Genomic DNA, 25629 nt, shown 5'->3' on the forward strand with positions numbered 1-25629 from the left:
CGAACGATGCTCGATCCGATAAGAAAGTACAATTTCCGGGTTCAGGAGGCGAAGGTGGACCCGGAGGTCCACAAGACGCCGCAGGCCCGGGAGCTGAAGGAGGCCTGCCAGCAATTCGAGTCGATCCTCTGGTCGCAGGTCTGGAAGAAGATGCGCAACAGCGCCCGTGCGGTTGGCGGGCCGGAGCGGGAGCGGCCCTGGAGGCAGATGGAGGACCTTTCGCTGGAGATGGCCTCCGACGACCTGGCCGCGAGCGCCAACGGTCCCGGGCTCTGGAAGATGCTTTACGATCGGATGGTGGTCGGCCTGGCGGCCGAGAGAACGTCCGTGTCCGCGGAGCGGCTGGCCGAGGACGATACGGAGCTCCCGGAAGCCCTCGAATGAGTGCGGGGTCCAGGTGGTGGAGCCGGGGCGTTCGTTTTTCCTGCGTCGGGTGCGGCCGGTGTTGCCGGGGCGAGCCCGGCGCGATTTTTTTTACCCGCGAGGAGGGAGCTCGGGTGCGCGAGTTCCTGTCCGTGGATGAGGACGCCTTCCGGCGGCGCTTCGTCACCCTGCGCTGGGGGCGGCCCAGCTTTATCGAACGGTCGAATGGGGACTGCATTTTTTATCGGGCGGACGAAGCCCGGTGTGCCGTCTACCCCGTCCGTCCGGCCCAGTGTCGGCTTTTTCCCTTCTGGGCCGAGGTGATGCGGTCGGAGGACAGCTGGAACGCCCACGCCCGGCACTGCCCGGGGATGAACGGCGGCCGTCTTTATTCCGCTCCGGAGATCGAGGCGCTGCTTCGGGAGGAGCGGGGGCAGGAAGGTTGATGGAAGCGGGACGACGAGGTTCGGAGGGAGGAAAACGATGCTGACGGACGCGATGGGGAGCGGAGCGACGCCGCTCGAGGAAGAGCTGCGGCGTCTGATGGATACCGAGCGCCTGGTGACGGCGCGCCTGGTGGATTCGGTCCTGCGCACCAGCCGCCTCGCCGGGACGGCGACCCCCGAACTTCAGGATTTGTTCGGGGATTGGCTCTCGGTGATGGGGGCCCACGTTTTGGAGGAGGTCGACGGTCCGGTCAGGCGCGATGTCGCCTCCTGGGCCGGAAATCTGGGCATTGGGGAGACGAGCCTTTTCTCCCTGCTGGTCCAGCTGCACCGGTCAGGGGCGGTCCGGATCCGTGCCGTGGAGCTGGAGCCCGGGGATGGGCGTGATGTCGAGCGGTGCGGTTGTCTGGAGACAGACGCCGACTTGAACGAGGGAGGCGGCAACTCTTGAGACGCGAACCCGTCAAAGCGGCGGTCTTTGCTTGTCTTGTGGCGATGTTTTTTCTGGCGGCTCCTCTGGCGGCCGGCGCCGTCGTCCGGGAGGGGCGCATTGAGGGGCGCCCGGGCTTCTCCTTCCGAACTCTGGTCTACAAGTGGGATCATCTGTCTGTGGACATCGTGAACGGGACCCGAAACAACGCCACCTTCGGCGGCACGATGCTTTTTCTGGACCGCTACGGGAGGACGGTGGCGAGGGCGGAGCTGCTTCCCGGGAAGATCAAGCGCAAGTCCACGAAGCGCTGGAGGGGCCAGTTCACCGAGGGCAGTGGCGAGGAGGCGTCCAAGGCGGTACGGCTGATGTGGGTTTTCGACATGAGGGATGAATGATGGGCTGCGTCCGAGGAACGAGTTTTATCCGATGGGGCAAGGGACTTCTTTCGGCCCTTCTTCTGTTGTGCTTTGCGGCGCCACGGGCATTGGCCGCTCCCGACAGTGCGGAGGCGTTCATGTCCGCCACCTTCGGGCTCTCCTCGAAGCGGACGCAGCTTCGAATGGAACGCAGCGGCGCGAAGGCCGTCGGTTTCATCCGCGACGGACGGCTCTCCATGGAGGGGCTCTTCGAGGGACGGCCGGCCTTGTTCGTCTTCGGCTTCCACCCCAAAAAGGGTTTGAACCACAAGGCCGTCTACCTGACGAGCACCGGCAACGGGGACGAGGACAATGCCCTCTACGGCGCCCTGCGCGATGCCTACAACGCCCGCTTCGGAAGGGTGAGGGAGGCCCCGCAGCCCAATGTATGGGCGGAGGGGCGTCTCCTGCTGCACAATGTATGGACTCCGGACCGTTATTCCACCATCGTCCTGTCCTACAACCCCGAGGCGACGAACCGTTTCCCCGGAAGTTCGCCGGGAGCGCGGCCGATACACCTGATCTACAGCTACTCCAAATGGCAACGGAAATGACGAGGGCCTGGTGATGGCGAGATTCGATGTTCCCGCGGAAGGAGGATGCGGATGCTGACCTGCCAAAGGTGTTTACGGAACTTTGGGGACCGGGAGCCCGTCTGGTGCTGTCCCTGCGGGGGAACGCTCCAGCTGAAGGACTGCACCCCTTCAGCCGTCGATAGGCGGGGGATCTGGCGCTACCTGGGCGGCCTGCCGATCGAACCCGAGCATATCGTCTCGATGGGCGAGGGCGATACGCCGCTGATCGAGCGGGCCGTCGGCGGTCGGTCGGCATGGTTCAAGCTGGACTACCTGGCTCCGACGGGATCGTACAAGGACCGGGGTATGTCGGTGCTGGTCAGTTGGCTGAGGTCGGCGGGGATAACGCGCGTGGTGGAGGACTCATCGGGCAATGCGGGGTCGTCCATGGCGGCCTACTGCGCGGCCGGCGGCGTTGCGTGCGACGTTTACGTTCCGGACTACACCTCCTCGGGAAAATGCGTGCAGATCGCGGCCTATGGGGCCAGGCTCGTCCGGGTGCCCGGCACGAGGGAGGACACCACGCGCGCTGCGGAGCGGGCGGGGGCTTCCTGCTTCTACGCCAGCCACAATTGGAGTCCCTGGTTCCTGCACGGTATCAAAACGTGGTTTCTGGAGGTTTTCGACGTGCTGCCCGAGGTCCGGAACGTCGTTGTTCCCGTGGGCCAGGGCAGCGTTGCCCTTGGAGCGCGGCTGGCGATGGAGGAGCTCAGGAAAACGGGGCATCTGGAGCGTCTGCCCCGAATCTTCGCGGTCCAGCCTGCGCACTGCGATCCTCTGGCGCGGGCCTTCGAGGCCGGTTTGGAGGACCCCGTTCCGATCGAGAAGGAGGATACGGCGGCCGAGGGCATCGCCTCGGCGGAGCCGGTGCGCGGGACCGAGGTGCTGCGGGCGGTCCGGGACACGGGCGGCGGCTTCGTCACCGTGTCAGAGCCGGAGATCTGGTCTGCGCATGCCGACCTCTGCCGAGCCGGGCTGTACGTGGAACCGACGTCCGCGGCTGCGGCTGCGGGGTGGAGGAAGCTCTGCGACGCGGGGCGCATCGATGCGGTGGAGCCCACGGTGGTCTACCTCTCCGGCATCGGTCTGAAGGCCACGGACAAGATCGCGGAGCATATGCGATGAGCCCCGCGCGTTGGAGAGAAGCATGAGATCGGCCCCACCGGCCAAGCCGGTGGGGCCGATTGCTTGGGGGCCTTGTTGGAAAGCGCCGGCGTTATTTGCCGATCTTCAGAGCGTGGTTCTTCGCGATCAGGTCGATGAAGACCAGGTCCTCCTCGCCGTCGTTGCGCAGGCCGTGCGATTCTCCGGGGCCGGCGATCGTGACGGACTTGGGCCCGACGACGGTCTCCTTGCCCTGGCTGTCGGTGAAGATCCCCTGGCCGGAGATGATGATGTAGGTGTCCTCGTTGTCGGTGTGGGGGTGCAGGCCGATGCTGTCGCCCTTCTTCAGCGTCATGAGCCCGATCTCCTTGATGGCCTGGTCGTCGGTGGCGGCTTCCCTGCGGAAGGCGAACCGGCCGTAGAGCGTGCCGACTCCCGTCTTGCCGGCCTTCTCGACGTTCTTCTCGAAGAGCTGGTCCGCGGGAAAGACCTGGGCCGTCGGGTTGTTTTTGATGGCGTCGAGGTTGGCACCGGAGTTCTTGGCGATGATGTCGAGGAAGACGAGGTCCTCCGGGAAGAGGTTGGCCAGACCGTGGGCCTGACCGGGGCGGGCGATGGTCATGTCGCCGGGGCCGACCACCCAGGCCTTGCCGTTGCCGTCGGTGAAGACCCCTTGACCGGAGATGATCAGGTACGCATCCTCGTTGTCCTTGTGCCTATGGGTGCCGATGAACTCGCCGTGCCGCAGGGTCATCCAGCCGATCTCCTTGATGGCGTCGTCCTCGAGGGCCGCGTCCCGGGTGAAGGCGAACTCGCCGTGAAGGGTGCCCTTCCCGCCGGCCACGTCCTGCTTGTCGAGCACCGTTAGCTGCTCCGCGGTGTAGCACTGGCCGTGCTTGACGGGAGCCGCAAGTGCGGAGGTCGCACAAAACAAAAGCCCAAACGCACACAAAACCGCAAAGATCCTGTTCATGGAACGCCCTCCTGACAAAAATTTTGAAAAATGAGCAACACCGAGAGTATACGTCTCCTCTCTTTGAAACTCAAGGGAATTGCCCCGCCTGAGGGAGGGGGCGGTTGGTCTTCTCCTCGTCAAATCAGGAGGGATCGGTCCGAGCGAACGAGAAACGCCCTTGCACCCCCCACAGATTGTGGTAAGGTTTGTGGGATAGAACATGAAGGGGATGCGCTGGGTCAACCTTGGACGCACCCCGAAAGGGCGAGTGAGACATGACGGAACGCGCGAAGGCGGAAAACGGTTTGGCTGGGGGAGTGGGGGAAAGGGCTCAGGAGAAGGTCAATCTCTACGTCTCGGGGATGACCTGTGCGACCTGTGCGAAGATGGTGGAGCGGGAGCTGTCGAAGGTCGAGGGGGTCTCGTTCGCGGCGGTGAACCTGGCGACGGACAGCGCCTTCGTCGTCCTGGAGCGGCCGGTGCCCAGGGAAATTCTGGAAGGAGCCGTGCGGGAGGCGGGCTATGACATCGGGGAGCCCCCCGGGGAGGGGCGGGAGGAGGAACGCTATCGCGCCGCGAAACGAGGGGTGGTGCTCTCCTGGGCGGTCGTCGTCCCCCTCATGGTCCTGATGGTGCTGCACATGTACGGCGGAGCTTCGGTGCACGTCGGGGCCATGAAGCGGGTGATGGCGGCCATGCCCTTCATCGAGGCGGTATGCGGCGCCTTCGTCCTCTTCGGGGTCGGGCGCCACATCTTCAGGAGCGCGTGGATCGCCCTGTCGCACCGTCACGCCAACATGGACGTGCTGGTCGCGTTGGGGGCCCTCTCCGCCTGGTGTACGGTGTTCGTCTCCTGGGCCAACCCGGCCTTTCCCTCCTTCGGCGCCATATCGACCATGATCGTGGCGCTGCACCTCACGGGGCGCTACATCGAGTCCCGGCTTCGGGACCGTGCGTCCAAACAGGTGAGGGCACTGTTGTCGCTCTCCGTCCCGACGGCCCGCCTGCAACTCTCCGAGGAGGGGGACAAGACGGTCGACGTCCCGATCGAGGCCGTCAAGACGGGGAACGTCGTGGCCGTGCTGCCGGGCGAGCGCATCCCCGTGGACGGCGAGATCGTCCGGGGGATCACCTCCGTCGACGAGTCCATGCTGACCGGGGAGTCCATCCCCGTCTCCCGGGGCGTGGGGGATGCGGTGACGGGCGGCTCCATGAACCTCACGGGGGCGCTGCGCGTCCGCGCGACCTCGGTGGGCGAGGACAGCTTCCTCGCCCGCATGGCGGCCCTCATCCGGGAGGCGCAGGGTGCCAAGATTCCCATCCAGGCCTTCGCGGATCGCGTGACGAACCGCTTTGTACCCGTCATCTTCCTGCTGGCCGTGTTGGCGGGTGCCTTCTGGTGGATCCTGTATCGCGTCTATGGGACGTCCCCCCTGCCCCTGGCCTTCCTGGGGACGGCCAGCCCGGCCAAGGCCCTGAACGCCTTCATCTCCACCCTGGTGATCGCCTGTCCCTGCGCACTCGGGCTTGCCATCCCCATGGCGCTCGTCGCGGGGACGGGGGCGGCCTCGAAGCGCGGACTGTTGATCCGGAACGCGGAGGCCGTCCAGACGGCCAGGGAATTGGGGACCGCGATCGTGGACAAGACGGGGACGCTGACGGAGGGGGCGCCGAAGGTCGTGGAGACGGACCTGGCGCCCGATCTCCTGAACGTCGCGGCCTCCATCGAAAAATCGTCCACTCACCCGCTGGCGAAGGCCATCGCTGCGACGGCGTCGGGCGACACCGAGGTCTCGAACCTCAAGGAGACCGCCGGCGAGGGGGTGAGCGCGTCTGTCGGAGGGCGGGAGTTCTTCATCGGGCGTCCCTTGGACCCGGATCGTTATGGAGCACAGCTCGACCTCGGGCGGACGGTCGTCGAGGTGCGCTCGGGCGACGAGGTTCTGGGCTTCATCGCCGTGGAGGACCCCGTCCGTGAGGACACCCCCGAGGCGGTCCGGCGGCTCCGCGAGATGGGGGTGGAGGTGGTCATGGCCACGGGAGACAACGAGCGCACGGCGCGGAGCGTCGCGGACCGGCTGGGCCTCGGCGACTGCCGCGCAGGCCTGAGGCCGGACGACAAGCTGACCCTCGTGCGCGACTGGCAGGCACGGGGGAGAAAGGTCCTGATGGCCGGCGACGGGATCAACGATGCGGCGGCCCTGAAGGGGGCGGATATCGGCGTGGCCATGGGGGCGGGCAGCGACCTGGCCGTGGAGAACGCGGACATCGTGATCGTCAAGGGCGGCGTGTCCCGCGTGGCGGACGCGATTTCGCTCTCCCGGCGCATCTTCGAGGTCATCCGCCAGAACCTGTTCTGGGCGTTCGCCTACAACGTCGTGGCGGTGCCGCTGGCGATGCTCTCGCTCCTGAACCCGATCATCGCGGAAAGCGCGATGGCCGCCAGCTCCATCTCCGTGATCCTGAGCTCCATGCGCATCGCGAGGCATTTTGGGAAGGGGGAATCATAGGCGAGGCGAGGAGATAGACTTTTGTGGGGTATGGTTTGTTTGGATGATGTGATGAAAAGTGACTCGAGGAGGGAGAAAATGCTACCGCTTGAGCCAGCATCACGTTTTAAAAGGTGGATTGCCCATTCTATCGATCTCTTTTTGGTATCGATAATTGTTAGGGTTTCATTTCCCTTTCTGGGCAAAAATATCCTTTCGAAGCTTGTTTTCAGACTTTTTGTGGAGGGTAAGCGGCTCCGTGAACTGAATCTTGAGCCAGCAGTGTTATTCATAAGTGTGGTTTTGCTCGTTTACACCATGATTGTCTATGCTCTTTGTAATTCTGCGCTCATGCGGAGGCGTGGGCAGACCGTTGGAAAATGGCTGTTCAACATCCGCGTTGTCAACCTGGATGGGACCTTGCCTTCGGTCTATACGGGTATCTGGAAAAGGGAGTTGTGTTTTTCCTGTATATTTCCTCTGATTGCCGGAGTATTGCTCTGGCAGTTGGTCTCTCTCGATGCTGCAAAGCTAGTGGTCGGGCTGTATTCTCTTATCGATGCCTTGAGTATTTTTTCGGAGGGTGGGCGCTGTCTTCACGATCGGTTTGCAAAGACGATGGTGTGCAGAATGCCCTCCGTGGAACCTCCTGGAGGGCTTCAGGGAGAGCGGGATGCGGCGGCAGGCGTCTGAAAAAAGCTGTCGGAAGGCTTCGACTTGGGATGAGTAAATTCGAAAAAAATTTGACAAATTTCTGCTGAGGTGGTATTGTGTCCCACAATCGATCGGGAGGCCCTGCTCTCCCGGTTGGATGGGGGAGACGCCCCGATCACGGAGGTTGCGGACATGTTCACTTGTTTCGGCACGTGCGTCGTTCTGAATGCGTATTATTACTACGGATCTGAGCCCTTTGCGAGGAGGCTGGAGCCGTAGTTTTCGGCGCGTGTGGAACAGGCCTCTAAAAACGTTCGCAAGAGGGCTCTTTACCGGACATCACGGTAAAGGGCCCTTTTTTTATTCCATCATCGTGAAGGGAGTTTTGGGGATGAACGGACAGGTAAAGTTTTTTGGCGGCGAGGTCTTTCCGTTGGAGATGCACAAGGTGCGCATCGTCCAGAAGCTGACGCTGGTCCCGGTGGAGGATCGCCTTGCGGCTCTGCGCGAGGCGGGGTGCAATACGTTCCTTTTGAAGAACGACAAGGTCTTCCTGGACATGTTGACGGACAGCGGCGTCAACGCGATGAGCGACCGTCAGCTGGCGGCGATGATGACGGCGGACGACAGCTACGCGGGCTCCATGAGCTTCGAGCGCCTGAAGGCCGTTGTCGAGGACATCTTCGGCAAACCGTTCCTGTTGCCCGTCCACCAGGGTCGGGCGGCGGAGAACATCCTGGCCAGCGCCCTCGTCGGAAGGGGGAACGTCGTCCCGATGAACTACCACTTCACGACCACCCGCGCTCACATCGAGCGCAATGGCGGGCGCGTGGAGGAGCTGTTTCTGCCGGAGGCGCTGAATCTCGACAGCGCCGATCCTTTCAAGGGGAACATGGACACGAAAGGTCTTGAGGCGTTGCTGAAGCGCGAGGCGGGCAACGTCCCGTTCGTTCGGGTCGAGGCCGGGACCAACCTGATCGGCGGCCAGCCCTGGTCGCTGGAGAACCTGAGCGAGACGGCGGAGATCTGCCGTCGGCACAAGGTTCCGCTGGTCCTGGACGCCTCGCTGCTCGCCGACAACCTGTACTTCATCAAGACGCGGGAGGTGGCGCAGCGCGATGCCTCGATCCGCGAGATCACCCGGCGCATCGCCGATCTTTGCGACATCGTTTACTTCTCGGCCCGCAAGCTGGGCTGCGCGCGCGGTGGGGCGATCCTTACGGGCGACCGGGCCCTGTTCGAGCGCATGCAGCCATTGATCCCGCTTTTCGAGGGGTTCCTGACCTACGGAGGAATGTCGGTCCGGGAGATCGAAGCCCTGGCCGTGGGGCTCGAGGAGACGATGGATTTCGACATGATCCGCCATGGGCCGGAGTTCATCGGTTTTATGGCCGACGCGCTCCACGAGCGGGGGATCCCCGTGGTCCGGCCCGCCGGCGGGTTGGGCTGTCACCTGAACGCACGCGAATTTCTGCCCCATGTCCCTCAGGAGCGTTACACCGCGGGAGCCCTCGCGGCGGCGGTCTTCCTGGCGGGGGGCATTCGGGGCATGGAGCGGGGCACGCTGTCGGAGGAGCGCAGGGAGGACGGAAGCGAGCGGCTGGCCGACGTGGAGTTGCTGCGCCTGGCCCTGCCGCGCCGGGTCTTCACGATGTCGCAGCTCAAATACGCCGTCGACCGCATCCATTGGCTCTTCGAGAATCGGGAGCTGGTCGGCGGACTGAAGTGGGTGGAGGAGCCCAAGCTGCTGCGCTTCTTCAGCGGACGCCTCGAGCCGCTTGGCGACTGGCAGGAGCGACTCTGCGCGAAGTTTCGGGCGGATTTCGGCGACAGCCTGTGATTTGTCCCTGCGGATAAGGAATAAGGAAGCGGACGTTCCCGTCTTTGACGTCCAAAAACTCGGAACGCGAGGGAGACTGGAGAGGTCTCCCTCATTTTGTCGTCTTGAGGCTGCAAAGCCAAGGTCTCAAAAAAACTGCAGGGGGGTGGACGGGTCCCTCATCCTCAGGCGCCCCTCCAGGTTCCGGCTCGCCAGGACGACGAGCCCCTTGGGGTCGGACTCGTCCTCTCCTTCCTTGAGGATGAGGATGGCCCCCAGCTCCGGCCTGTCCTTCAGGAATTTTGTCGACCGCTCGGGTCCCATCACCATGAAGGCGGTTGCCAGGGCGTCGGCAAGGGTGCCGTCCGGGGTGACGACCGTAGCGGAGAGCAGGGCGTTGCGGACGGGATAGCCCGTCGTGGGGTCGAAGAAGTGGGAGTATCGGACCCCGTCGATGATCTTGAAGCGCTCGTAGGTGCCGGATGTGACGACGGCCGTATCCGCCGCGGACAATATGGCGATGGGCGCCCCTCCGGACTCGAGAGGGTTTCGAATGCCGATCCTCCAAGGGGCCCCGTCGGGCTGGGCTCCTACGGCATAGATGTTGCCGCCCAGGTCCAGCAGGGCGGAGGCGATGCCGCGCTCCCGGAAAAGGTCGGCCAGCCTGAGGGAGGCATAGCCCTTGGCGATGCCTCCCAGGTCCAGCATGCAGCCCTTCTGCCGCAGATAAACGCGATCCGGGCCGTACATCTCCAGGTTTTCGGTCCGGGTGAGGGGAAGCAGCGCGTCGATGCTGGCTGCGTCGGGGAGCCGGAACCTCATGCGGGCGTGAAGGTCCGTGCTCTCCGCCTCGGGGGGCGTTTGCCGGTTGATCCTCCACAGTTTCGTCAGGGGGCCCACCAGAGGGTTGAAGGCCCCGTCCGTCAGGGCGCAGGCCTCCCGGGCGTCCTCGATGACGGAGAAGACGTCGGGGGAGACGCGAATGGGCTCCACCCCGGCCGCTTCGTTGATTCTGTAGAGGGCGGAGCCCTCCTGAAAGAGGGAGAGCTGGCCGTTCAGATTATCCAGGAGGGAGAAGGCTTCGCCCAGGACGTCCTCGAGCTCCCGCTTGTCTCCTCCCGTCGCGGAGATGTGGATGGTGGTGTTCATGGAGACTCCGCTTCGTGCAACCGTATGGTGCCGCTCGAGCGGTTGGCGCCCCCGGAGAACAAGGAGGGCGGCAACGATCAGGACCAGGAACGTCCCTGCCCATAGGCGCCGCCGTCCGTCGCCCTTGCGGTCCGCCTCCGCACCGTTCGTTCGAGTGGAGCCGGCGGTTTCCCCCGTCTTTTCTGCTTTCATGCTGAGACCCCTTTCGGCGTATGTTGATCCTTCCTCAGGATGATACACCTAAGCGCTTCCTTATGGGGCCTTTGGGGAGGATGAATTGCGGGATGGGCGGCTTCTCGCGGCCGCCGAGCGTTTCGAAGGAGCGGATGATGTTTGCCTTGGCGAAACAGGGGAGGAAATGATATGGTATCATCGGCGGTAGAAATTTTTTTACTTTTAAGATCGATCGAAAGGGAGAGGATGACTGTTGAGGATGACCGATAGTTGGAAGGGGAAGGTTTGGAGGATGCTTGGGGCGATTGCGCTCTTTGCTTTAGCCGTGGGGACGCTGCCGGGAGAACTGTGGGCCGCGGAACAGCCCCTCGAGATCAACGGCAGCTCGTACATCGATAGGGAGAGCGATGCGGTCGTCGTCAACGGCCATGTCTTCTCCTACGACGTGATGTCGGGGGCGACCGTGCTGCCGTCCCGCACCGCAGGTAAGGCTCCTATGGACCAGGCCGAGAAGGACCGAAAGATGTTCTGGACCATCCAGCCCCCGCGCGGGATCATTCGGGGCGAGTATTATCACACCTCGCGCCTTTTCAACGTAGGGAAGGACGGCGGTCTGGGCTATACGGCCATGATCGACCTCGTCATCGACAAGGGCCGTATCGTTCACGTCGAAATGGATGAGTCCACGCCCTCAAACTACTACTCGGATCTCTGGCGTGCACAGAGAAAGAGGACGTCCGGGTACGGGTTCTTCCAGGCCTCGAAGGGGCGCACGGACCGCACGCTTGTTACCTTGAACAACGGCCTCACCTTCCTGGAGTGGCAGATTCTGAAGGCAAACAGCCTGAACATCGATTTCGACACGGTCTATGGTTCCTCGAACAGCGCGCGGGACGGCTTTATCCCGGCCGTCAAGGAATTGCTCGAAAAGATCAAGGAACCCTCCGGACGTTATTATATCGGCATCGCGGAGCCCGGCGAGGATGGGGTCACGCCGCGTCTCGAGCTGATCTTTGAGGGGAAGAAGATCGTCGAGGCCCGTTACAACGAGATCCTCGCGGACCGTCCGGAGGCGATTCGCGACGGCGGGCTGAAGAAGTACTTCCGGCAGAGCAGGAGGGATTCCGTCTATTACCGTGCGGATACGAAAGGGTCGTTCAACGCTTTCGTGGATAAGCTGACGGCGGCGATCCTGGAGAAGCAGTCACTGGACGTGTCCGTCGAGCCGGGGTCGCCGGAGGCCGGGAATTACGCTCGTCTGGCCGCGAAAATTCAGCCGGTTGTGGACGAATACCTGGCGCAGGGGTATACCCACGATATCGGAAAGATCGCGGAGAAGCCGGAGAACTGGACTCCGAAGGGTGGGGCTGGAGATGCCCATCTGAACGATCTGCTTCTTGAGGTGGTCCCGGGGTCTGCGGGCTATGATCCCGCCAAAGGGACGTATTCGGTCGCCCTGACAGCAACGAACAAGGGCGAGGGCAACTATGTGGTTCATATGGAATCCTTCTTCCTGAACGTCAAGACCCCGGAGAATGCCTGGGATACGGTCGGAGGAGGCGATTCGAGTGTTATTACCCTTGCACCGGGCGAAGTTCGGGAGCTGCGGTTGAATTTTTCCCCCGTCCTGAAGACCGACACTCAGGTGAGCGTCAAATACCTGAAGTATGCTGGGGTGGACAAGCTCTATTTTACATTCGACCTTCCCAATCCCTAGTCTCTGCGTTGAGGCCAGGAGTTCTGCGGCCGATCCCGCCGTGCCTTGGCGGAAGCTGAGATAAACGAGCGCCCCGGTGCTGCACCGGGGCGCTCGTTTATTGAATGGTCACCGACACAGCCTGAGACCGGCCGTCCCGAAGAATCCGGCCGTCCGCTACAGGTAACCGTTCTCCTTGAGGATGGCCTTGGCCTTTTCCACGTGCTTCGCCGGCATCTTGATGACGGGGCCGGTGCAGCCCATAGCGGACTCGGCGTAGATGTTGGCCTTCCAGAGGGCCCGTACCGCGTTCTCGATCTCCAGAACGTCGATGCCGTGCACCTCGTCGTCCGTGGGCTCCGCAGGAGGGGCCTTGACCTCCTCCATGCATTCCGCCTTGGGCGTCAGAGCCGCTATCTCGTCCTCCAGCCCCGCCCTCTTGGCGGCAGCCAGCTCGGCGGCCACCTTGTCCGGCAGCCCGCCGCCGACGACCGAGGCGGTGTAGGAGAGCGCGTTGGCGATCACCGGTGCGCCGGACGCGCGCGAGATGATGGACACGACGTTCCTCCAGCCCTCGCCGCAGGAGGGGCCGTAACCCCATCCCGTGGCCTCGTAGGATCCGCCCGTGGTGAAGGAGGAGAACATCTTCATCAGAACGTTGCCCGACAGCGTGTCCGTGACGCACACGTCCACGGCTCCGGCAAGGATGTCGTTGCCGCGCAGGACCGCGCCGCCGTCCTTGCGGACCGAGGCGCCGAAGGTGATGGGATACCCCTTCTCCTTCAGATGGGTGAGTGCGCGAAACACGGGCTGTGCCGTGTCCACGTTGAGGATGCCGACCGTCGGATTCTCAATGCCCATCGCCTTTGCGGTGGCGATTCCGTAGATCGCATTGCGCAGCATCGCCTCGCCCCGGACCGTGGCGGAGGTCCCGGTGGTCGAGGCCAGGATCATGGCCTTGCCCTTGCCCGGCGTCATGACGCGACCGATGGTGGTCACGCCCAGCGGAAAGGGGAAGTGGAGGGCGACGGCCCCGGCGATTCGGCCGTCCTTGAGCGCGGCCTCCAGAGTCGAGGAGATGTCCGCCTCGCAATCCGGGGTCTCGATCCACTCCAGGTCCTCGAACCCGGCGATACGCGGGCCGATCATGACGGGCTTGACGTTGCCGTAGGTCTCCTGGGCCAGGCGTGCACCGCGCGCCAGCTCCTCGGAGCCCAGTTCGCTGCCGGCGGCCATCAGCCCAATTTTTGCCTTGGGCCCGCCGCTTTTGGCCGCATCGATGATCTCGGCCAGGGCGGAGCCGACTATTTTCCTGATCTCGTCAGACATGAGTTTCCGCCCCCTCAGTTCAGCTTTCCGGCGATTTCGGAGAGCGCCTCCAGGATCAGGGACTTGACGTCGTCCTTGCTGACGGCCCCGGCTGCCGAGGCACCGCTGGGAGCTTCGATGATGAAGGAGGCCCCGTCGGCCAGATTCGTCAGACGGGCCAGGAACAGGCTGCCCTTGCCGATCACCATGGCGCGCTTCATGGAGCCGTCGCGGATGGCCTCGCAGGCGAAGCCGACGAACGGCACGCCCGAGGGGATGTGCCCCTGCGTGTGGGCGAAGCCCACCGTACCGTGCTTCTTGATGAAGGCTTCCATGTCGGCCTTCTCGATGGCCTTTTTCATGACGGCCAGGGCCGCGATCATCTTGATGTTGGCCAGGGGCACGTCGCCGGCGCCGGCCGGAAGGGTGATCTCGGGGATATGAAGCTCGGCTGCGAACTTGTCGACGTCCGTGAAGGTCAGGCCCGCGGCCTGGAGCGGCTCGTAGACCAGCACGGAGGTAACCGCCTGCGGCGCGGCGCCCGCGCCCACCGTGTGCTTGCCCAGGACGTCGAGACGCATGACCGGATTTTTCCCGTCGTCGGGGACCAGCAGGGCGGCGAAGCTTCCCATGCAATCCTCGAGAGCCAGCAGACCTTTCTTGACGTGGTCGCGGCTGTTCATGTAGAGCTTGGGGATGGATCCGCCCGCCACGACGACGCAGTTCTTGCGCGCTCCACTGGCGACCTGGCTGGCTGCGGCGATCATCGCGTTGACGGGCCCGGCGCAGAAGCCGCGCACGTCGCAGCCGGAGGCGTTGGTGCAGCCGGCGACCTCGGCGATGGCCTTGGCGAAGTTGCCGCCGGCCCTCTGGTTCATGTCGCCGGCGCCCTCCTCCGAGCACTCGATGATGAAATCGATGTCGGTGGGGGCCAGGCCGCTGTTCTTGATGAGGTGCAGCAGAGAGAGGACCCCCGAGGCCTTGTTGGCCAGGTTCTCCATCAGGACGTGAGCGAAGAGGCAGTCGTCCACCGCATGGCCGCTGCGAACGCAGCCCACGACTTTGCCGCCGAAACGCAGGTACTCGCCGTGGCGCTCCTTGACCTCGGCCTCGATCGTTGCGAGGTCCTGCATGTTTTTCGGACGCACCACGCGCTTGACGATCGACTCCGTGATCACGGGGTCCTGGGCCAGCTTGGCGCTGACCGCCTCGGCGAAACCCTTCTCCAGCCAAACGAGCTCGAACTCGTCGCAGGCCGCCATCAGGCCGAGGAACTCATCCTCCGGCATGATCTCCCCGAACTTGCCGTAGCGTTTCGCGTCGCCCAGACGGTTCTCGGTCCAGGGCGTCTTGGCGGCCTCGAACTCCTTGTAGCTCAGGCCTCCGATATAGGCCTGGTTGGGTGCAAACTGCATGGCCTGTTCGTAGGTCTGAAGGTGCTTGGGAAGGGAATCGACGAACTCCTTCTCCTTGCCCTCCCTGCGGGCGTGGTAGGGGGTGGTGCCGTAGTACATTCCCGTCTCAGGCATGTGGTTCAGACAATAGGCGTAACTTTTGATCCCTACAGTGGACATTCAAAGTCCTCCTTAATAACGTGAAACGAAATGAGCCTGGCTGCAAAAGCCGGTTGAACAAGGACAAAATCAGGGAAAATCAATCTTGCCGGAGCTGGCGCCTGCTTAAAACGAGGCCCAGGCAAGCCTGGGCCTCGGGTGAAGCGGAAACGGACGATCCCTTATTCCGTGAAGACGGTCTGCTCGGTGATCTCCGTCTGGAGAGCCTTCAGGCCCCTCTCCACGAGATGCCGGCGCAGCTTCTTCTCCTCCTCGGGGGTCTTCGTGGGATCCCCGAAGGGGTGGGGGATGGCGATCGTCGGGACGATCCTGTTGGCGCCGACCGTCTGAGAGATCGGGACGATCGTGCACATGTGCACCACGGGCAGCTTACGCTCGATTTCCTTCAGCATCGATGCACCGCATCGAGTACAGGTGCCTCAGGTCGAGGTGAGGATGACCGCGGTCACGCCGTCGGCAACCAGCTTATCGGCGATCTCGGCGCCAAAGCGCTTGGCGCTGGCGACCGCGGTGCCGTTGCCCACGGTGGTGTAGAACTTGTTGTGCAGCTTCTTGATGATGCCCTCTTTCTCCATGTCACGCAGCACGTCGACGGGAAGCACCCGGTCGGCGTCCTGGTCGGCATAGGTGGCATCGTATCCGCCGTGCGCCGTGCAGTACTTGTCGGACGTCAGGTCGTTCACGCCGGAGATGTCGTATTCGCCGTACTTGCTGGCGCTCGACGCCTCGATGTGGTCGGGGTTCCCCTTGGGGCAGATGCCGCCCGAGGTCACCAGCGCGATCACGGCGTTCTTCAGATCCTTGACGGCGGGCTGGGGGGGCACGCGGTCGAAGACCGGCATCTTGTACTCGGTCTCGAACGGCTGGCCCTTCAGCTTCGCGACGAACATGTCTACGCAGCGCTCCGCAGCGAGCTTGTCGTAGAACTTGTTCTTGCGGATGCCGCGCTCGATGTAACCCTCGTCGGCGGGCTTGCCCAGCTTCTCGTTTTTGAGAAGTTTGAGCAGAAGCTTCGCCATGTCGGGGACGGCCTTCTTCATGCCCGCGGCGCTGTCGGGGGTCTCCACGATGTAGGCGGCCTTCTTGTACATCTCGACACCGGGGTTCTCGGGGTACATGCCGCTGATGACCGGAATGCCCAACTCCTTGGAGACCGCCTCGCACATGGCGCCGCACGCCGTGCCGTAACGGCCCGCATTGAAGGCCGGGCCGGCCACGAAGGCGTCCGGCTTGTACTTCTTGATCATCTCGATGATCTCGGAGCTCGCCTTCTCCATATTGGAGGCGAAATAGGAGTCTCCGCAGATGACGGTCGCCACAATCTCGGCTTCGGAGCCCAAGGCCGCCTTGAGAGCGGCACCGGGACCGACGATGGCCTCTCGGACCTCAGGTTTGTGGTCGGCCTTTTCCTCACCGCCGATACCCGCGTAGAACTGATTGATGTAATGAACTACACGAAATGCCAATTTTGTCCCACCTTTCTTTGTAAGGTGACAGCAACAATCGCTCGGTATAGGTCAGATCGCGTTTTTGCTGTACTGATCGCGTATGCCTTTGACCGCGGCTGCCAGCGCTTCGGGGTCGAGCACCATCTCCATCATGCTGATCTGCTCTTCCCAAGCGGCGGGATCGCACTCGTCGCGAATAACGGAATCGAAGACGTGATATACAGGGAGTCCCAACGAGACTCCGGCGAGCGGGCCTGCGTAGGTCGGATCACCATTGCTGACGGTCTCGGCGTAGATCTCCGCGCCCTCGGCGTCGGAGGAACCCAAAACCACGATGCAATCGGTGCCGAACTTCTCAGCGGCGTCCTTGACGCGCTGCTGATTCTGCAGGTCCATCGCTCCTGCGGCGGTTCAGACAAAACACTCGGTGGCCGAGAAGATAATTTCGGCACCGCTGTCCTTCAAACATGCCTCCATGGCGGGGCCGGGAACGCCATCGCGCTCGCCGAGAAGCAGGAGCTTCTTGCCAGCCAGTTTGCCCATGTTTGACACCTTCCTTTCGTAAATTTTTTGTTGAAAAATCTCGAGAGAAGCCGGGGCTAAAGCGTATAGGCACCCAGCTTCGTGTAGCCCAGCTCGCTCGTGGCGCCGGTGATGGCCTGAAGCTCCACCGTGATGGTGCCGTCGGCCGCCAGGGAACCCTCCCAGCCGCCCGCGATGACGTTGGCCTCCTCGGCGTAGCCGATGACCTTCTTCATCGGGGGCAGGACGATGACCTCGTTGGCGTTGCCCGCCGTGACGCAGGCGTCGCCCTCGGGGCAGGAGTCGGCCAGGGACTGGCTCGCGCCGTCCTGTCCGGCGTACTCGTCCGTCAGCAGCGCGGTCTTGATGCCCAGGCGCTCCGCCTTCCAGCAGTTCATCACCAGGTCGGCGTCCGGATTCCCGAAGCCCTCCTCGGTGATGACCACGCCGTCGAGGCCCAGCATCCCCGCCAGCTTCGTGGCGTAGCTGGAGCTGCGGCGCTTGTCGGCCAGGGTGACGTTCTCGTTCGTGACGATGCAGGTCACGAAGTTGAAGTCCTTGCCGTGGCGTTTAAGCATATCCGCGATAACGGGGTTGTTCTGGTGGACGTACGTGCTGTTCTTGTCGCAGGCGGAAACGCAGTTGCCCGAAGTGATGGCGCCGTCCATGACCTCAAGCGGCGACAGGAGCGTGGGAAGGATCTTCTTGACGTCGACGCCGTAAAGGTAGGTGTCGTGCAGCAGACCCTGGGTCTGGAGCATGTAGATGTACCCCACCTTGGGCAGTTCGGCATGCGCGCCCATGGCGTCCTTGATGTTGACGTGGTCGTAGGTTTCCACCTTGTCGGCCTTGACGTCGGCGCAGCACTTCGCCAGGTAGGCGGCTGCCTTCAGCCCCGCCATGCGGCAGGCCGTCTCGTAATCGTGCTTGTCCATCTCGGGATCGGACGGCTCGAGTACGAGAACGACGTTGCAGGTCTGGGAGTAGGGCGTGTAGTCCGCGCCGGGGCCGGACATGTCGATGATGCCCTCCTGGAAACGGACGAGCTTGCCCGCCGTAACGACGGCCGCGCCCGAGAGAACGAGGGTCTTGCCCTCGCCGACGCTCTCGACGTCGCTCAGCATGCCCGGGAACACTTGGCCCTTGCCCTCGATCTTCCACCGGGGCTCGATGACGTCCTTGACCGGCATGATGCGGACGCTCTCTCCCGGCATGGCCAGGTCGACGTCCAGGTTCTTGCCCAGGAGCGGGTCCTCCGCGATAAGGGTCAGCAGTTCCTTCTTGTCGACGGTCAGGGTGCCGCCGGCAAAACCGGTCTTATCTCCGAACTTCAACTGTTTGACGCAAAGCTTATGGAGCTCCAACCTCAAAATGGTACTCCCCCTTTCCGAAAAAATAGCCAGCCTAGCCGATCAGTTCCTCGACCTTGGCCGTGATGTTCTCGGCCGTCGCGTCGGCGCCGCCCAGGCGGGCGAACTCCTTGCCGTCCTTCCAGAAGAGGATCGTGGGCAGGCTCATCACCTTGAAGTTGATGGCCACACGCTTGTTCTTCGAGGTGTCCACCTTGCAGAACTTGGCCTTGCCCTCGTACTTTTCGGCGATCTCCATGTACTTGGGCATCAGCGCCATGCAGGGACCGCAGGCGGGGCCCCAGAAATCCATCACCACGGGAAGCGCGCTCTCCTTTACCTCGGCGTCGCAGTTGTCCTTGGTCAACTCGATCATTGCGAATCACCTCCTTTGCTTAAACTGTGTAAGGGAGCGGGGACCAAAACGGCGGATGCGCTCAGAAGGCCGTACCGCTCCAGACTTTCCCTCATCAACTCCCCGTCGATGAAGGCGTAATCCGCACGTCTATGCGTTTCCAGATCCTCGGGAAAGAGCAACCTGCCCTCGCAGCTCTTGTAGACGGCGACGGCGTTCTCGATCATGGACAAAGAATCCAAATCGACGAGTTCTCCTGGGAACTCCCGGATCAGGACGGAACGAAAAGGCTGCTGGTAGGGGCGAAGGTTGCCGCAGAGAGGGTGTGTCAGAAGATGGCTGCCCAAATGAACGGAGTTACGCACGGAAAGGAGCACATCCAATGACGATCCCTTCACGAAACGCCCTTCCCGAACCCTTTGGCACAGCTCCTCGTTGTTGCTGACGAGCACGGTGTTGTTCTTCATCGACTAACCCTCCGGACTTCCTGCGTTCTGTCGCCGCGCCCCTTATCCCGATGGCAGAGAAAAGGAGGGGGCACCCAACGTGTCGAAACGGCTTCAGAGTCCTGTCCGGATACGATCCTTTTGCCTGAGAGTTTCCGTGCCCGAAGCACTTGCCCCTTCGGCGTCCCCTCCGCCCCGTCGGGGCGAATGGGATCTCTCTCATATCCTTCTTTCAGGGTTGCGTTTTTTGTTCGAACTACCGCAAACAAATTATATAGGACTTGCCCGCGCAGTCAAGGCGAAAACGGCGGGCATGGGGTGCTTGGCAAAATATAGGACCTGCCGGAGGTGTATAATCGTCGTGGAAAAGGGACTTGCTTCCGGTTTGCCGCCTTTTGCGGTTCGGAGTCGGGGGAGGGTTGCCGGGGGGCGGCAAACGGCAAAGGGTGCCGGTGATGCTCCTATGGATATTTCCCATATTATAAGGCATAGCGTATAGGTTAGGTCGGGTTGGCCTCGACGCATCCGCTGGGTTCAATCGGTCGGGTTTGCAAGGGCGGTCGTTTGAGGCCGCCTTTTTTCTCTTTGCCGGATGGAGGTCTTCCGGTTATCATAAAAACGTTCTGCGGGAGGTTCTACGAATGCCGCGATAGTTGAACCGAACGCGAGAAATATTCCTGAATTTCCTGAAGCGGAGTGATGGCCTTTTGTGTGGAATCATGGGATACGCGGGAATGCGTCGGGTCGTCGACACCGTCGTCGGGGGGCTGGAATGCCTGGAGTACCGGGGCTACGACTCCGCGGGGGTCGCCGTTGCCGGTCCGGGCGGAGTGGAGATCGTGAAATGCGTCGGCAGCGTGGCCAACTTGAAAGCGAGGCTCGCGCAGGCGCGTCCGATGGGAGGCGTGGGGATCGGGCACACCCGATGGGCGACGCACGGCGGGGTGACCGAGGAAAACGCCCATCCTCATTCCGATCCCGAGAAAAAGGTCGTCCTCGTCCATAACGGGATCGTCGAGAACTTTCACGAGCTTCGTCAGGAGCTGAGCGCTCAGGGCGTGTCCTTCCGTTCCGAGACTGATACCGAGGTCGCAGCCTGCCTCATCGCACGGCTCTACGCTCGGAGCGGGGGAGCCCCTCTGGAGGCGCTGCGCGAGGCCTGCCACCGCTTCAAGGGGGCTTTTGCCTTCGTGGTCCTCTTCGCCGATTTTCCGGATCGCTTCTACTGCGTCCGCAAGGGGCCGCCTCTGGTGCTGGGCGCGGCGGAGGGCGAGGCCTTCTGTGCGTCGGACGTCACGGCCCTGCTGCCCTATACGCGCAGCATACTTTTCATGGAGGACGATCGGATCGCGGAGCTCTCCGCCTCGGGGATCGTCCTTGCCGACTTCCGGGGCAACCCCTTGCCGGCCGAGATGCGTACGGTGGATTGGGATCCGGAGATGGCCTCCAAGGGGATGTATCCGCATTTCATGCTCAAGGAGATCGAGGAGCAGGGCGGCGTGCTGCGCCGTACCCTTGCGGGCCGGTTGTCGGACGGGTCCGTCGACCTGAGCGGGGAGGTTCCTTTGACGGACTCGTTCGTGGGGTCGCTGCGGCGCGTCCAGCTTGTTGCGTGCGGGACCTCCTACTATGCCGCGCTTACGGCTGCAGGGCTCTTCGACCGTTTTACGGGACTGGACCTGCGGGTGGAGACGGCCTCGGAGTACCGCTACGGCTGCGTGCCCTGCGACGGACGGACGCTCTCCGTATTCGTGTCCCAGTCCGGCGAGACGGCCGACACCCTGGCCGCCGCGCGCGGGGCCAAGGCCAACGGAGCGCACTGCCTGGCGGTGACCAACGCTTCGGGGTCCTCCCTGGCCCGGGAGCTCGGGGCGGTGCTGGAGCTTCGGGCCGGTCCGGAGATTGGGGTCGCGGCGACGAAGACCTTCATGGGGCAGCTCGCGGCGCTGACGCTGCTGGCCCTCTGGGTCGGGAAGCGGTGCGGGAGGCTCTCGCCGCAGGACGAGTCGCGGATCGCCGGAGAATTGATGCTTCTGCCCCTCAAATTGGAGGCGCTCATCGCACGAAGGCCTTTGGTCGAGGGGGTCGCCAGGCGTCGCCTAGCGGCCCGCGGTTTCCTCTTCATGGGGCGCGGGGCGTCCTATCCTGTGGCGCTGGAGGGGGCCCTCAAGCTCAAGGAGATCTCCTACGTCCACGCGGAGGCGCACGCCGCCGGGGAGATGAAGCACGGTCCCATCGCGATGCTGGACGAGACGATGCCCGTCGTGGCCCTGCTGCCCCAGGACCGGCTCTTCGAGAAGACCCTCTCCAACGTGCAGGAGGCCCGGGCGCGAAGGGCGCCGATCATCGCCGTCGCCACGGAGGGGGACCCCGACGTCTCGCGTTTCGCGGACGACTGCATTTTTGTCCCGAGGACGGAGGAGGAGCTGACGCCCTTCCTGACGGTTGTGCCGCTCCAGTTTTTTGCCTATTGCCTGGCGTCTCTCATGGGGCGGGAGATCGACAGGCCCAGAAACCTGGCCAAGAGCGTCACCGTGGAATGATGCCGTCCTATCGGAATCGGCCTTGGGCGTTGTTTTGCCTGCCTCGTCCAGGGCTGCGAAAATGATACGGAAAAGAGATGCGAGGAGGAGAAATCTCTTGGAGAATATCGTCATCATCGACTGCGGATCGCAGTTCACCCAGCTGATCGCTCGGCGGGTGCGGGAGATGCGGATTCACAGCGTGGTTCTGCCCTGGGACGCCCCGCTGGGGCGTGTCGAGGAGCTCGCCCCCCGGGGGATTATCGTTTCGGGGGGGCCGGACAGCGTCAACGATTCCGGCGCCATCGCCATCGACCGTGGGATCTTGGACATGGACGTGCCCATTCTGGGGATCTGTTATGGAATGCAGCTCATGGCGAAGTGCCTGGGCGGTGCGGTCGCATCGGGGGAGCGCCCGGAGTATGGGGTGACGGCCATAGGGCGCAGGGGCAACTCGGCGCTGTTCAAGGACCTTCCGGATGAACTGGAGGTTCTGATGAGCCATGGGGACCGCGTCGTCGCGCTGCCCTCGGGCTTCCGCGCCACCGCGGAGACCACCCACGGGGTCATCGCGGCCATGGAGGACGAGAGCGGCCGTCGTTTCGGGCTTCAGTTCCATCCGGAGGTCGTCCATACCCAGCAGGGGGCCAGAATTCTGCGGCAATTTCTGTTTGCGACCTGCGGCTGCAAGGGCGACTGGAATCTCGGCGACTGGGTCGAGGATGCCGTGGCGGAGATCCGGGAGAAGGTCGGGGAGGGGCGCGTCGTCTGCGGCCTGTCGGGCGGGGTGGACTCGAGCGTCGCGGCCGCCCTCGTGCATCGGGCGGTCGGTTCTCAGCTCGAGTGCATTTTCGTCGATCACGGGCTGATGCGCCTGAACGAGGCCCGGCAGGTCATGGACTCCTACAGCGGCATGGGGCTCTCGGTCCGCCATGTGGATGCCTCGGAGCTCTTCTTGGGCAAGCTGGCGGGGGTGACGGACCCGGAGAAGAAACGGCGGATCATTGGAGGGCTCTTCATCGAGGTGTTCGACGCCGAGGCGGCCAAGATCGGCCAGGTGGACTGGCTGCTTCAGGGGACGATCTACCCCGACGTCATCGAGAGCGGGAGCAAGAAGGGCTCCGTGCTCATCAAGTCGCATCACAACGTCGGCGGCCTGCCGGACAAGATGAAGCTCCGTCTTCTGGAGCCGCTGCGGGACCTGTTCAAGGACGAGGTCCGGGAGCTGGGGCGCATCATCGGCGTGCCCGACGCGATTGTGGACCGTCAGCCCTTCCCGGGGCCGGGGCTTGCCGTGCGCTGCCTGGGGGACATCACGCGCGCCCGTCTCGACACGTTGCGGGCCGCCGATGCGATCTTCCGGGAGGAGCTGCGGAAGGCCGGGCTCTACGAAAAGATCTGGCAGTCCTTCTGCGTGCTGCTCCCGGTGCGGACGGTCGGGGTGATGGGGGACGGGCGCACCTACAACGAGGTGCTGGCGCTCCGTGCGGTGGACTCCCAGGACGCCATGACGGCCGACTGGGTGCGCATCCCGCCGGAGGTCCTGGACGTGACGGCCAAGCGCATCTGCAACGAGGTGCGCGGGATCAACCGCGTGGTGCTGGACGTGACCTCCAAGCCGCCCGCAACGATCGAGTGGGAGTAGAGGACACGACAAAGCCCCGAGCGGGAGGACGCTTCAGGATATCTGCGAAAACGTGAGAGGAGTGCCGGGCGGCCTTGGTCGCCCGGCACTCCTCTGTCTTCGCGGACTTGAAGATGCTGTCCGTGACTACGCTCTCCTCCTCGCCAGAAACGCTGCTGCAAGGGCCAGTGCCAGTACGCCGCCCACCGCGTCGCATCCGCCGCCTCCGCCGCCCGATAAGCTCTTGTCCTTGCCCGGATCGTCATCCGTGGGGCCGGGGTGGGTTGGGTTGGGGTTTGGGTTGGGGTCGGGCTTGGGGTCGGGCTTGGGATTTGGCTTGGGATTGGGGTTTGGGTTGGGGGTGGGTCTGGGGCCGGGGCCGGGCTCCTGGGGAAGGGGAAGTTCGAAGTCCAGAACTCCGAAGAAGGGGACGCCCGTCCTCTTGGCCCGTACTCTCAGCTTCGCCCTGTCGCCGGCGAACGTCACGGTGAACGTGCAGTCCCGATCGGTCCCGACTTTGCCCGCGATGGCCGTCCCCGGATTCAGGGGCAGGACACCCCACGCGGCGGGGTCCACCTTCGAGTCGGCCCCAATCGTGACCTCGTATTTTTTCCCGCCCAGCGGCTTCAGATCCTCGTCCTTCAGCGTCAACAGGGGGACGTCGATCGTCTCACCCAGAGTGAGCCGAAGCGTCTTCGTCGCGAGGTCGAATTCGTCTGTCGCCCCGGGAAAGTTGGTGAGGTCGGTATCGATAATTTTATTGCCGGGTGGAATACTGAGATCCAGCTCCTGGAGGAGGTCGATCGTCTCTCCCGCCTTCAGGGGGCGGTGCCAGGCGTCTGGGGGATTGAACCTGAGCTGAGTTCCAAGGTCTGGCTCCGCCCTATTCACCGTCAGCACGGGCTCGGTCGTGGCGGCGGGGACCGTCAGCTCCGAGTCGCTCCTGAACCGCAGCGCCAGACCCTTGTGGGCTCCGCCGGGCAGTTCCAGCTTCCCTCCGTCCAGAGAAAGGCTCCAGCCCCCCGGTGCGGCGACCGCGCCGAGCTTCAGCATCCCTCCCCCGTTATCGGTGTCGATCCCGGCTCCGTCCCCGGGCGCCAGGGAGTTGACGATCAGGGTCTTTTTAGTGCCGCCGAAATCAATGTGGCACATCTTGAGCTTGGGGCAGCTCAGGATGCCGATATGGCAGGGCTTATTGGGCAGGCTCATCATCGGCAGGATCGTGACTTCGTCGGCGTTGCCTCCCTCGAGCCGGAGCTCGTTATGGAACGCGTCTGGGATGCCTGCAAGGACTATTTTAGGGTTGTTGGCGTTTCCCTTGAAGGTGACCCGCTCGGTATTTTTCATCAGGGCCACGGTCGTGCCTGCCGGGGGTTCCAGCCTCAGATGCCCCGTCACCTTAGCTCCGAGGTCAAGATTGACGGAAGGCACGATGGTCAGCAGCTTGTCGGGGCTGACGGCAATGGTATTCGCATCCCCAAACTTCAGCTCGCCATCGATTGTCACGACCGCATTGCCCCGGGAACGAAGCCCGCCGTCCTTGTCGAGCCTCAGCTTCATCTTATCTCCTATCTTCAGCTTCGTCCCCTCGCCGAACTCCACGATCTTCGCCTTCGCCTTGTCGGTATCGACTCGGAGTTGATCGGCTGGATTGAGGGGATCAAAAGCCCCATCCGGGATGATCGCCGTATCCCCCGCCCCCGGGGCGCCTTTATCCCAATTGCCGTCATCTCCCCATGAGTTGCTTGTGTTGCCCGTCCATCGCGTGACCTTCGCCGGAGCGGCCCCTGCAAAGGCCAGAGCCAGCACCGCCGCCAGCGCGGCCGTGCGTAAAAACCTCCTGCCCGAGATCATGTTCCCGTCCTCCTTCCTCATCGCTCACAGAGCGGCGTGTTCGTGTCCCGACACGCCGCTCTCTCCGGGCACACCTCCCCCCGGCTTCGATGCGGAGGCTTCGCTCCGAGTGGAGGACCGGAGAGGAATGAACCTTTGTTCCGCTCTCAGGTTATCACGTCAGAGCGAAAGGGGGTGTTCCATTATTGGTCGTTTGCCGTTCCGTTATTGACTTTTTGCCCTGGCTCCCCGGACTGCCGGTGTTCTTCGGCAGGAAGAAATCTTCGGTGGTGTTCCGAGCCCCGTTTTTTTGAAAAATATACACGCGAAGCGGCAGGGGTTGAAAAAACGCAGAATTTGCCCATCGTGGCAATC

At 63.2% G+C, this 25629-nt stretch carries 22 protein-coding genes and 1 riboswitch; of the genes, 12 read left to right on the forward strand and 10 right to left on the reverse strand.

Annotated elements, in window-relative coordinates:
* Nucleotides 1-6: 6 nt before the first annotated feature.
* Genes EII26_RS07605 through EII26_RS07630 form a run of 6 tightly spaced genes read left to right on the forward strand, consistent with a single transcriptional unit; the run spans nucleotide 7 to nucleotide 3358 of the window.
* Nucleotides 7-384, forward strand: coding sequence for a hypothetical protein (locus EII26_RS07605; protein WP_124888554.1), 378 nt, complete (start codon nucleotides 7-9; stop codon nucleotides 382-384).
* Nucleotides 381-809, forward strand: a complete 429-nt coding sequence (locus EII26_RS07610) for a YkgJ family cysteine cluster protein (protein WP_124888555.1) — start codon at nucleotides 381-383, stop codon at nucleotides 807-809. The genes EII26_RS07605 and EII26_RS07610 overlap by 4 nt, the downstream gene beginning before the upstream one ends.
* Nucleotides 810-846: 37 nt before the next feature.
* The gene (locus EII26_RS07615; RefSeq protein ID WP_124888556.1) at nucleotides 847-1260 is read left to right on the forward strand and encodes a hypothetical protein; all 414 of its coding nucleotides are present in this window, start codon (nucleotides 847-849) and stop codon (nucleotides 1258-1260) included.
* Nucleotides 1257-1637 carry a hypothetical protein gene (locus EII26_RS07620; protein WP_124888557.1) on the forward strand — a complete coding sequence of 127 codons (381 nt, stop codon included), beginning with the start codon at nucleotides 1257-1259 and terminating at the stop codon, nucleotides 1635-1637. Before EII26_RS07615 ends, EII26_RS07620 begins: the two co-directional genes overlap by 4 nt.
* A complete protein-coding gene (locus EII26_RS07625; RefSeq protein ID WP_124888558.1) occupies nucleotides 1634-2212 on the forward strand; it encodes a hypothetical protein in 579 nt (192 codons plus the stop codon). The genes EII26_RS07620 and EII26_RS07625 overlap by 4 nt, the downstream gene beginning before the upstream one ends.
* Before the next feature lie 51 nt (nucleotides 2213-2263).
* Nucleotides 2264-3358, forward strand: a complete 1095-nt coding sequence (locus EII26_RS07630; RefSeq protein WP_124888559.1) for a threonine synthase — start codon at nucleotides 2264-2266, stop codon at nucleotides 3356-3358.
* Nucleotides 3359-3449: 91 nt separating this feature from the next.
* Here EII26_RS07630 and EII26_RS07635 read toward each other — a convergent pair whose 3' ends face one another.
* Nucleotides 3450-4310: a cupin domain-containing protein gene (locus tag EII26_RS07635; protein ID WP_124888560.1), complete on the reverse strand. Its 861-nt coding sequence runs from the start codon at nucleotides 4308-4310 to the stop codon at nucleotides 3450-3452.
* Nucleotides 4311-4567: 257 nt separating this feature from the next.
* Between EII26_RS07635 and EII26_RS07640 the strand changes: the two genes are divergently transcribed.
* The 3 genes from EII26_RS07640 to EII26_RS07650 all read left to right on the forward strand — a co-directional run bounded on the left by EII26_RS07640 (nucleotide 4568) and on the right by EII26_RS07650 (nucleotide 9275).
* Nucleotides 4568-6802 carry a heavy metal translocating P-type ATPase gene (locus EII26_RS07640; RefSeq protein ID WP_124888561.1) on the forward strand — a complete coding sequence of 745 codons (2235 nt, stop codon included), beginning with the start codon at nucleotides 4568-4570 and terminating at the stop codon, nucleotides 6800-6802.
* A 48-nt stretch (nucleotides 6803-6850) separates the two neighbouring features.
* Nucleotides 6851-7474 carry an RDD family protein gene (locus EII26_RS07645; RefSeq protein ID WP_233572668.1) on the forward strand — a complete coding sequence of 208 codons (624 nt, stop codon included), beginning with the start codon at nucleotides 6851-6853 and terminating at the stop codon, nucleotides 7472-7474.
* 352 nt (nucleotides 7475-7826) lie between these two features.
* Nucleotides 7827-9275, forward strand: coding sequence for a tryptophanase (locus EII26_RS07650; RefSeq protein WP_124888563.1), 1449 nt, complete (start codon nucleotides 7827-7829; stop codon nucleotides 9273-9275).
* 126 nt (nucleotides 9276-9401) lie between these two features.
* On the opposite strand, the gene EII26_RS07655 is transcribed toward EII26_RS07650, so the two are convergent.
* Complete coding sequence (locus EII26_RS07655; protein ID WP_124888564.1) at nucleotides 9402-10595, reverse strand: FAD:protein FMN transferase; 1194 nt, start codon at nucleotides 10593-10595, stop codon at nucleotides 9402-9404.
* A gap of 241 nt (nucleotides 10596-10836) precedes the next feature.
* On the opposite strand from EII26_RS07655, the gene EII26_RS07660 reads away from it, so the two are divergent.
* On the forward strand, nucleotides 10837-12294 hold the full coding sequence (locus tag EII26_RS07660) for a hypothetical protein (RefSeq protein WP_124888565.1): 1458 nt from the start codon (nucleotides 10837-10839) through the stop codon (nucleotides 12292-12294).
* Between the two features lie 156 nt (nucleotides 12295-12450).
* Here the strand turns inward: EII26_RS07660 and grdD are convergent, their stop codons facing one another.
* The 7 genes from grdD to EII26_RS07695 all read right to left on the reverse strand — a co-directional run bounded on the left by grdD (nucleotide 12451) and on the right by EII26_RS07695 (nucleotide 19296).
* Nucleotides 12451-13602 carry a glycine/sarcosine/betaine reductase complex component C subunit alpha gene (gene grdD / locus EII26_RS07665; RefSeq protein ID WP_124888566.1) on the reverse strand — a complete coding sequence of 384 codons (1152 nt, stop codon included), beginning with the start codon at nucleotides 13600-13602 and terminating at the stop codon, nucleotides 12451-12453.
* Between the two features lie 14 nt (nucleotides 13603-13616).
* Complete coding sequence (grdC, locus tag EII26_RS07670; RefSeq protein WP_124888567.1) at nucleotides 13617-15155, reverse strand: glycine/sarcosine/betaine reductase complex component C subunit beta; 1539 nt, start codon at nucleotides 15153-15155, stop codon at nucleotides 13617-13619.
* Between the two features lie 161 nt (nucleotides 15156-15316).
* Nucleotides 15317-16621, reverse strand: coding sequence for a glycine reductase complex selenoprotein B (grdB, locus tag EII26_RS07675; RefSeq protein ID WP_124888568.1), 1305 nt, complete (start codon nucleotides 16619-16621; stop codon nucleotides 15317-15319).
* Between the two features lie 51 nt (nucleotides 16622-16672).
* A complete protein-coding gene (grdA, locus tag EII26_RS07680) occupies nucleotides 16673-17146 on the reverse strand; it encodes a glycine/sarcosine/betaine reductase complex selenoprotein A (protein ID WP_124888569.1) in 474 nt (157 codons plus the stop codon).
* Nucleotides 17147-17202: 56 nt separating this feature from the next.
* Complete coding sequence (locus EII26_RS07685) at nucleotides 17203-18495, reverse strand: glycine/sarcosine/betaine reductase component B subunit (RefSeq protein WP_124888570.1); 1293 nt, start codon at nucleotides 18493-18495, stop codon at nucleotides 17203-17205.
* 34 nt (nucleotides 18496-18529) lie between these two features.
* Nucleotides 18530-18850, reverse strand: a complete 321-nt coding sequence (locus EII26_RS07690; protein WP_124888571.1) for a thioredoxin family protein — start codon at nucleotides 18848-18850, stop codon at nucleotides 18530-18532.
* Nucleotides 18847-19296, reverse strand: a complete 450-nt coding sequence (locus EII26_RS07695; RefSeq protein ID WP_124888572.1) for a GrdX family protein — start codon at nucleotides 19294-19296, stop codon at nucleotides 18847-18849. The genes EII26_RS07690 and EII26_RS07695 overlap by 4 nt, the downstream gene beginning before the upstream one ends.
* 102 nt (nucleotides 19297-19398) lie before the next feature.
* Nucleotides 19399-19507, reverse strand: a riboswitch (glycine riboswitch).
* Nucleotides 19508-19994: 487 nt separating this feature from the next.
* Here EII26_RS07695 and glmS point away from each other — a divergent pair.
* Complete coding sequence (gene glmS, locus EII26_RS07700; RefSeq protein ID WP_233572664.1) at nucleotides 19995-21818, forward strand: glutamine--fructose-6-phosphate transaminase (isomerizing); 1824 nt, start codon at nucleotides 19995-19997, stop codon at nucleotides 21816-21818.
* A gap of 97 nt (nucleotides 21819-21915) precedes the next feature.
* On the forward strand, nucleotides 21916-23442 hold the full coding sequence (gene guaA, locus EII26_RS07705; protein ID WP_274703309.1) for a glutamine-hydrolyzing GMP synthase: 1527 nt from the start codon (nucleotides 21916-21918) through the stop codon (nucleotides 23440-23442).
* A 126-nt stretch (nucleotides 23443-23568) separates the two neighbouring features.
* Here guaA and EII26_RS07710 read toward each other — a convergent pair whose 3' ends face one another.
* Nucleotides 23569-25275, reverse strand: a complete 1707-nt coding sequence (locus EII26_RS07710) for a hypothetical protein (protein ID WP_124888575.1) — start codon at nucleotides 25273-25275, stop codon at nucleotides 23569-23571.
* Nucleotides 25276-25629: the final 354 nt, after the last annotated feature.

Source organism: Fretibacterium sp. OH1220_COT-178 (assembly GCF_003860125.1).
Lineage (GTDB): Bacteria > Synergistota > Synergistia > Synergistales > Aminobacteriaceae > CAJPSE01.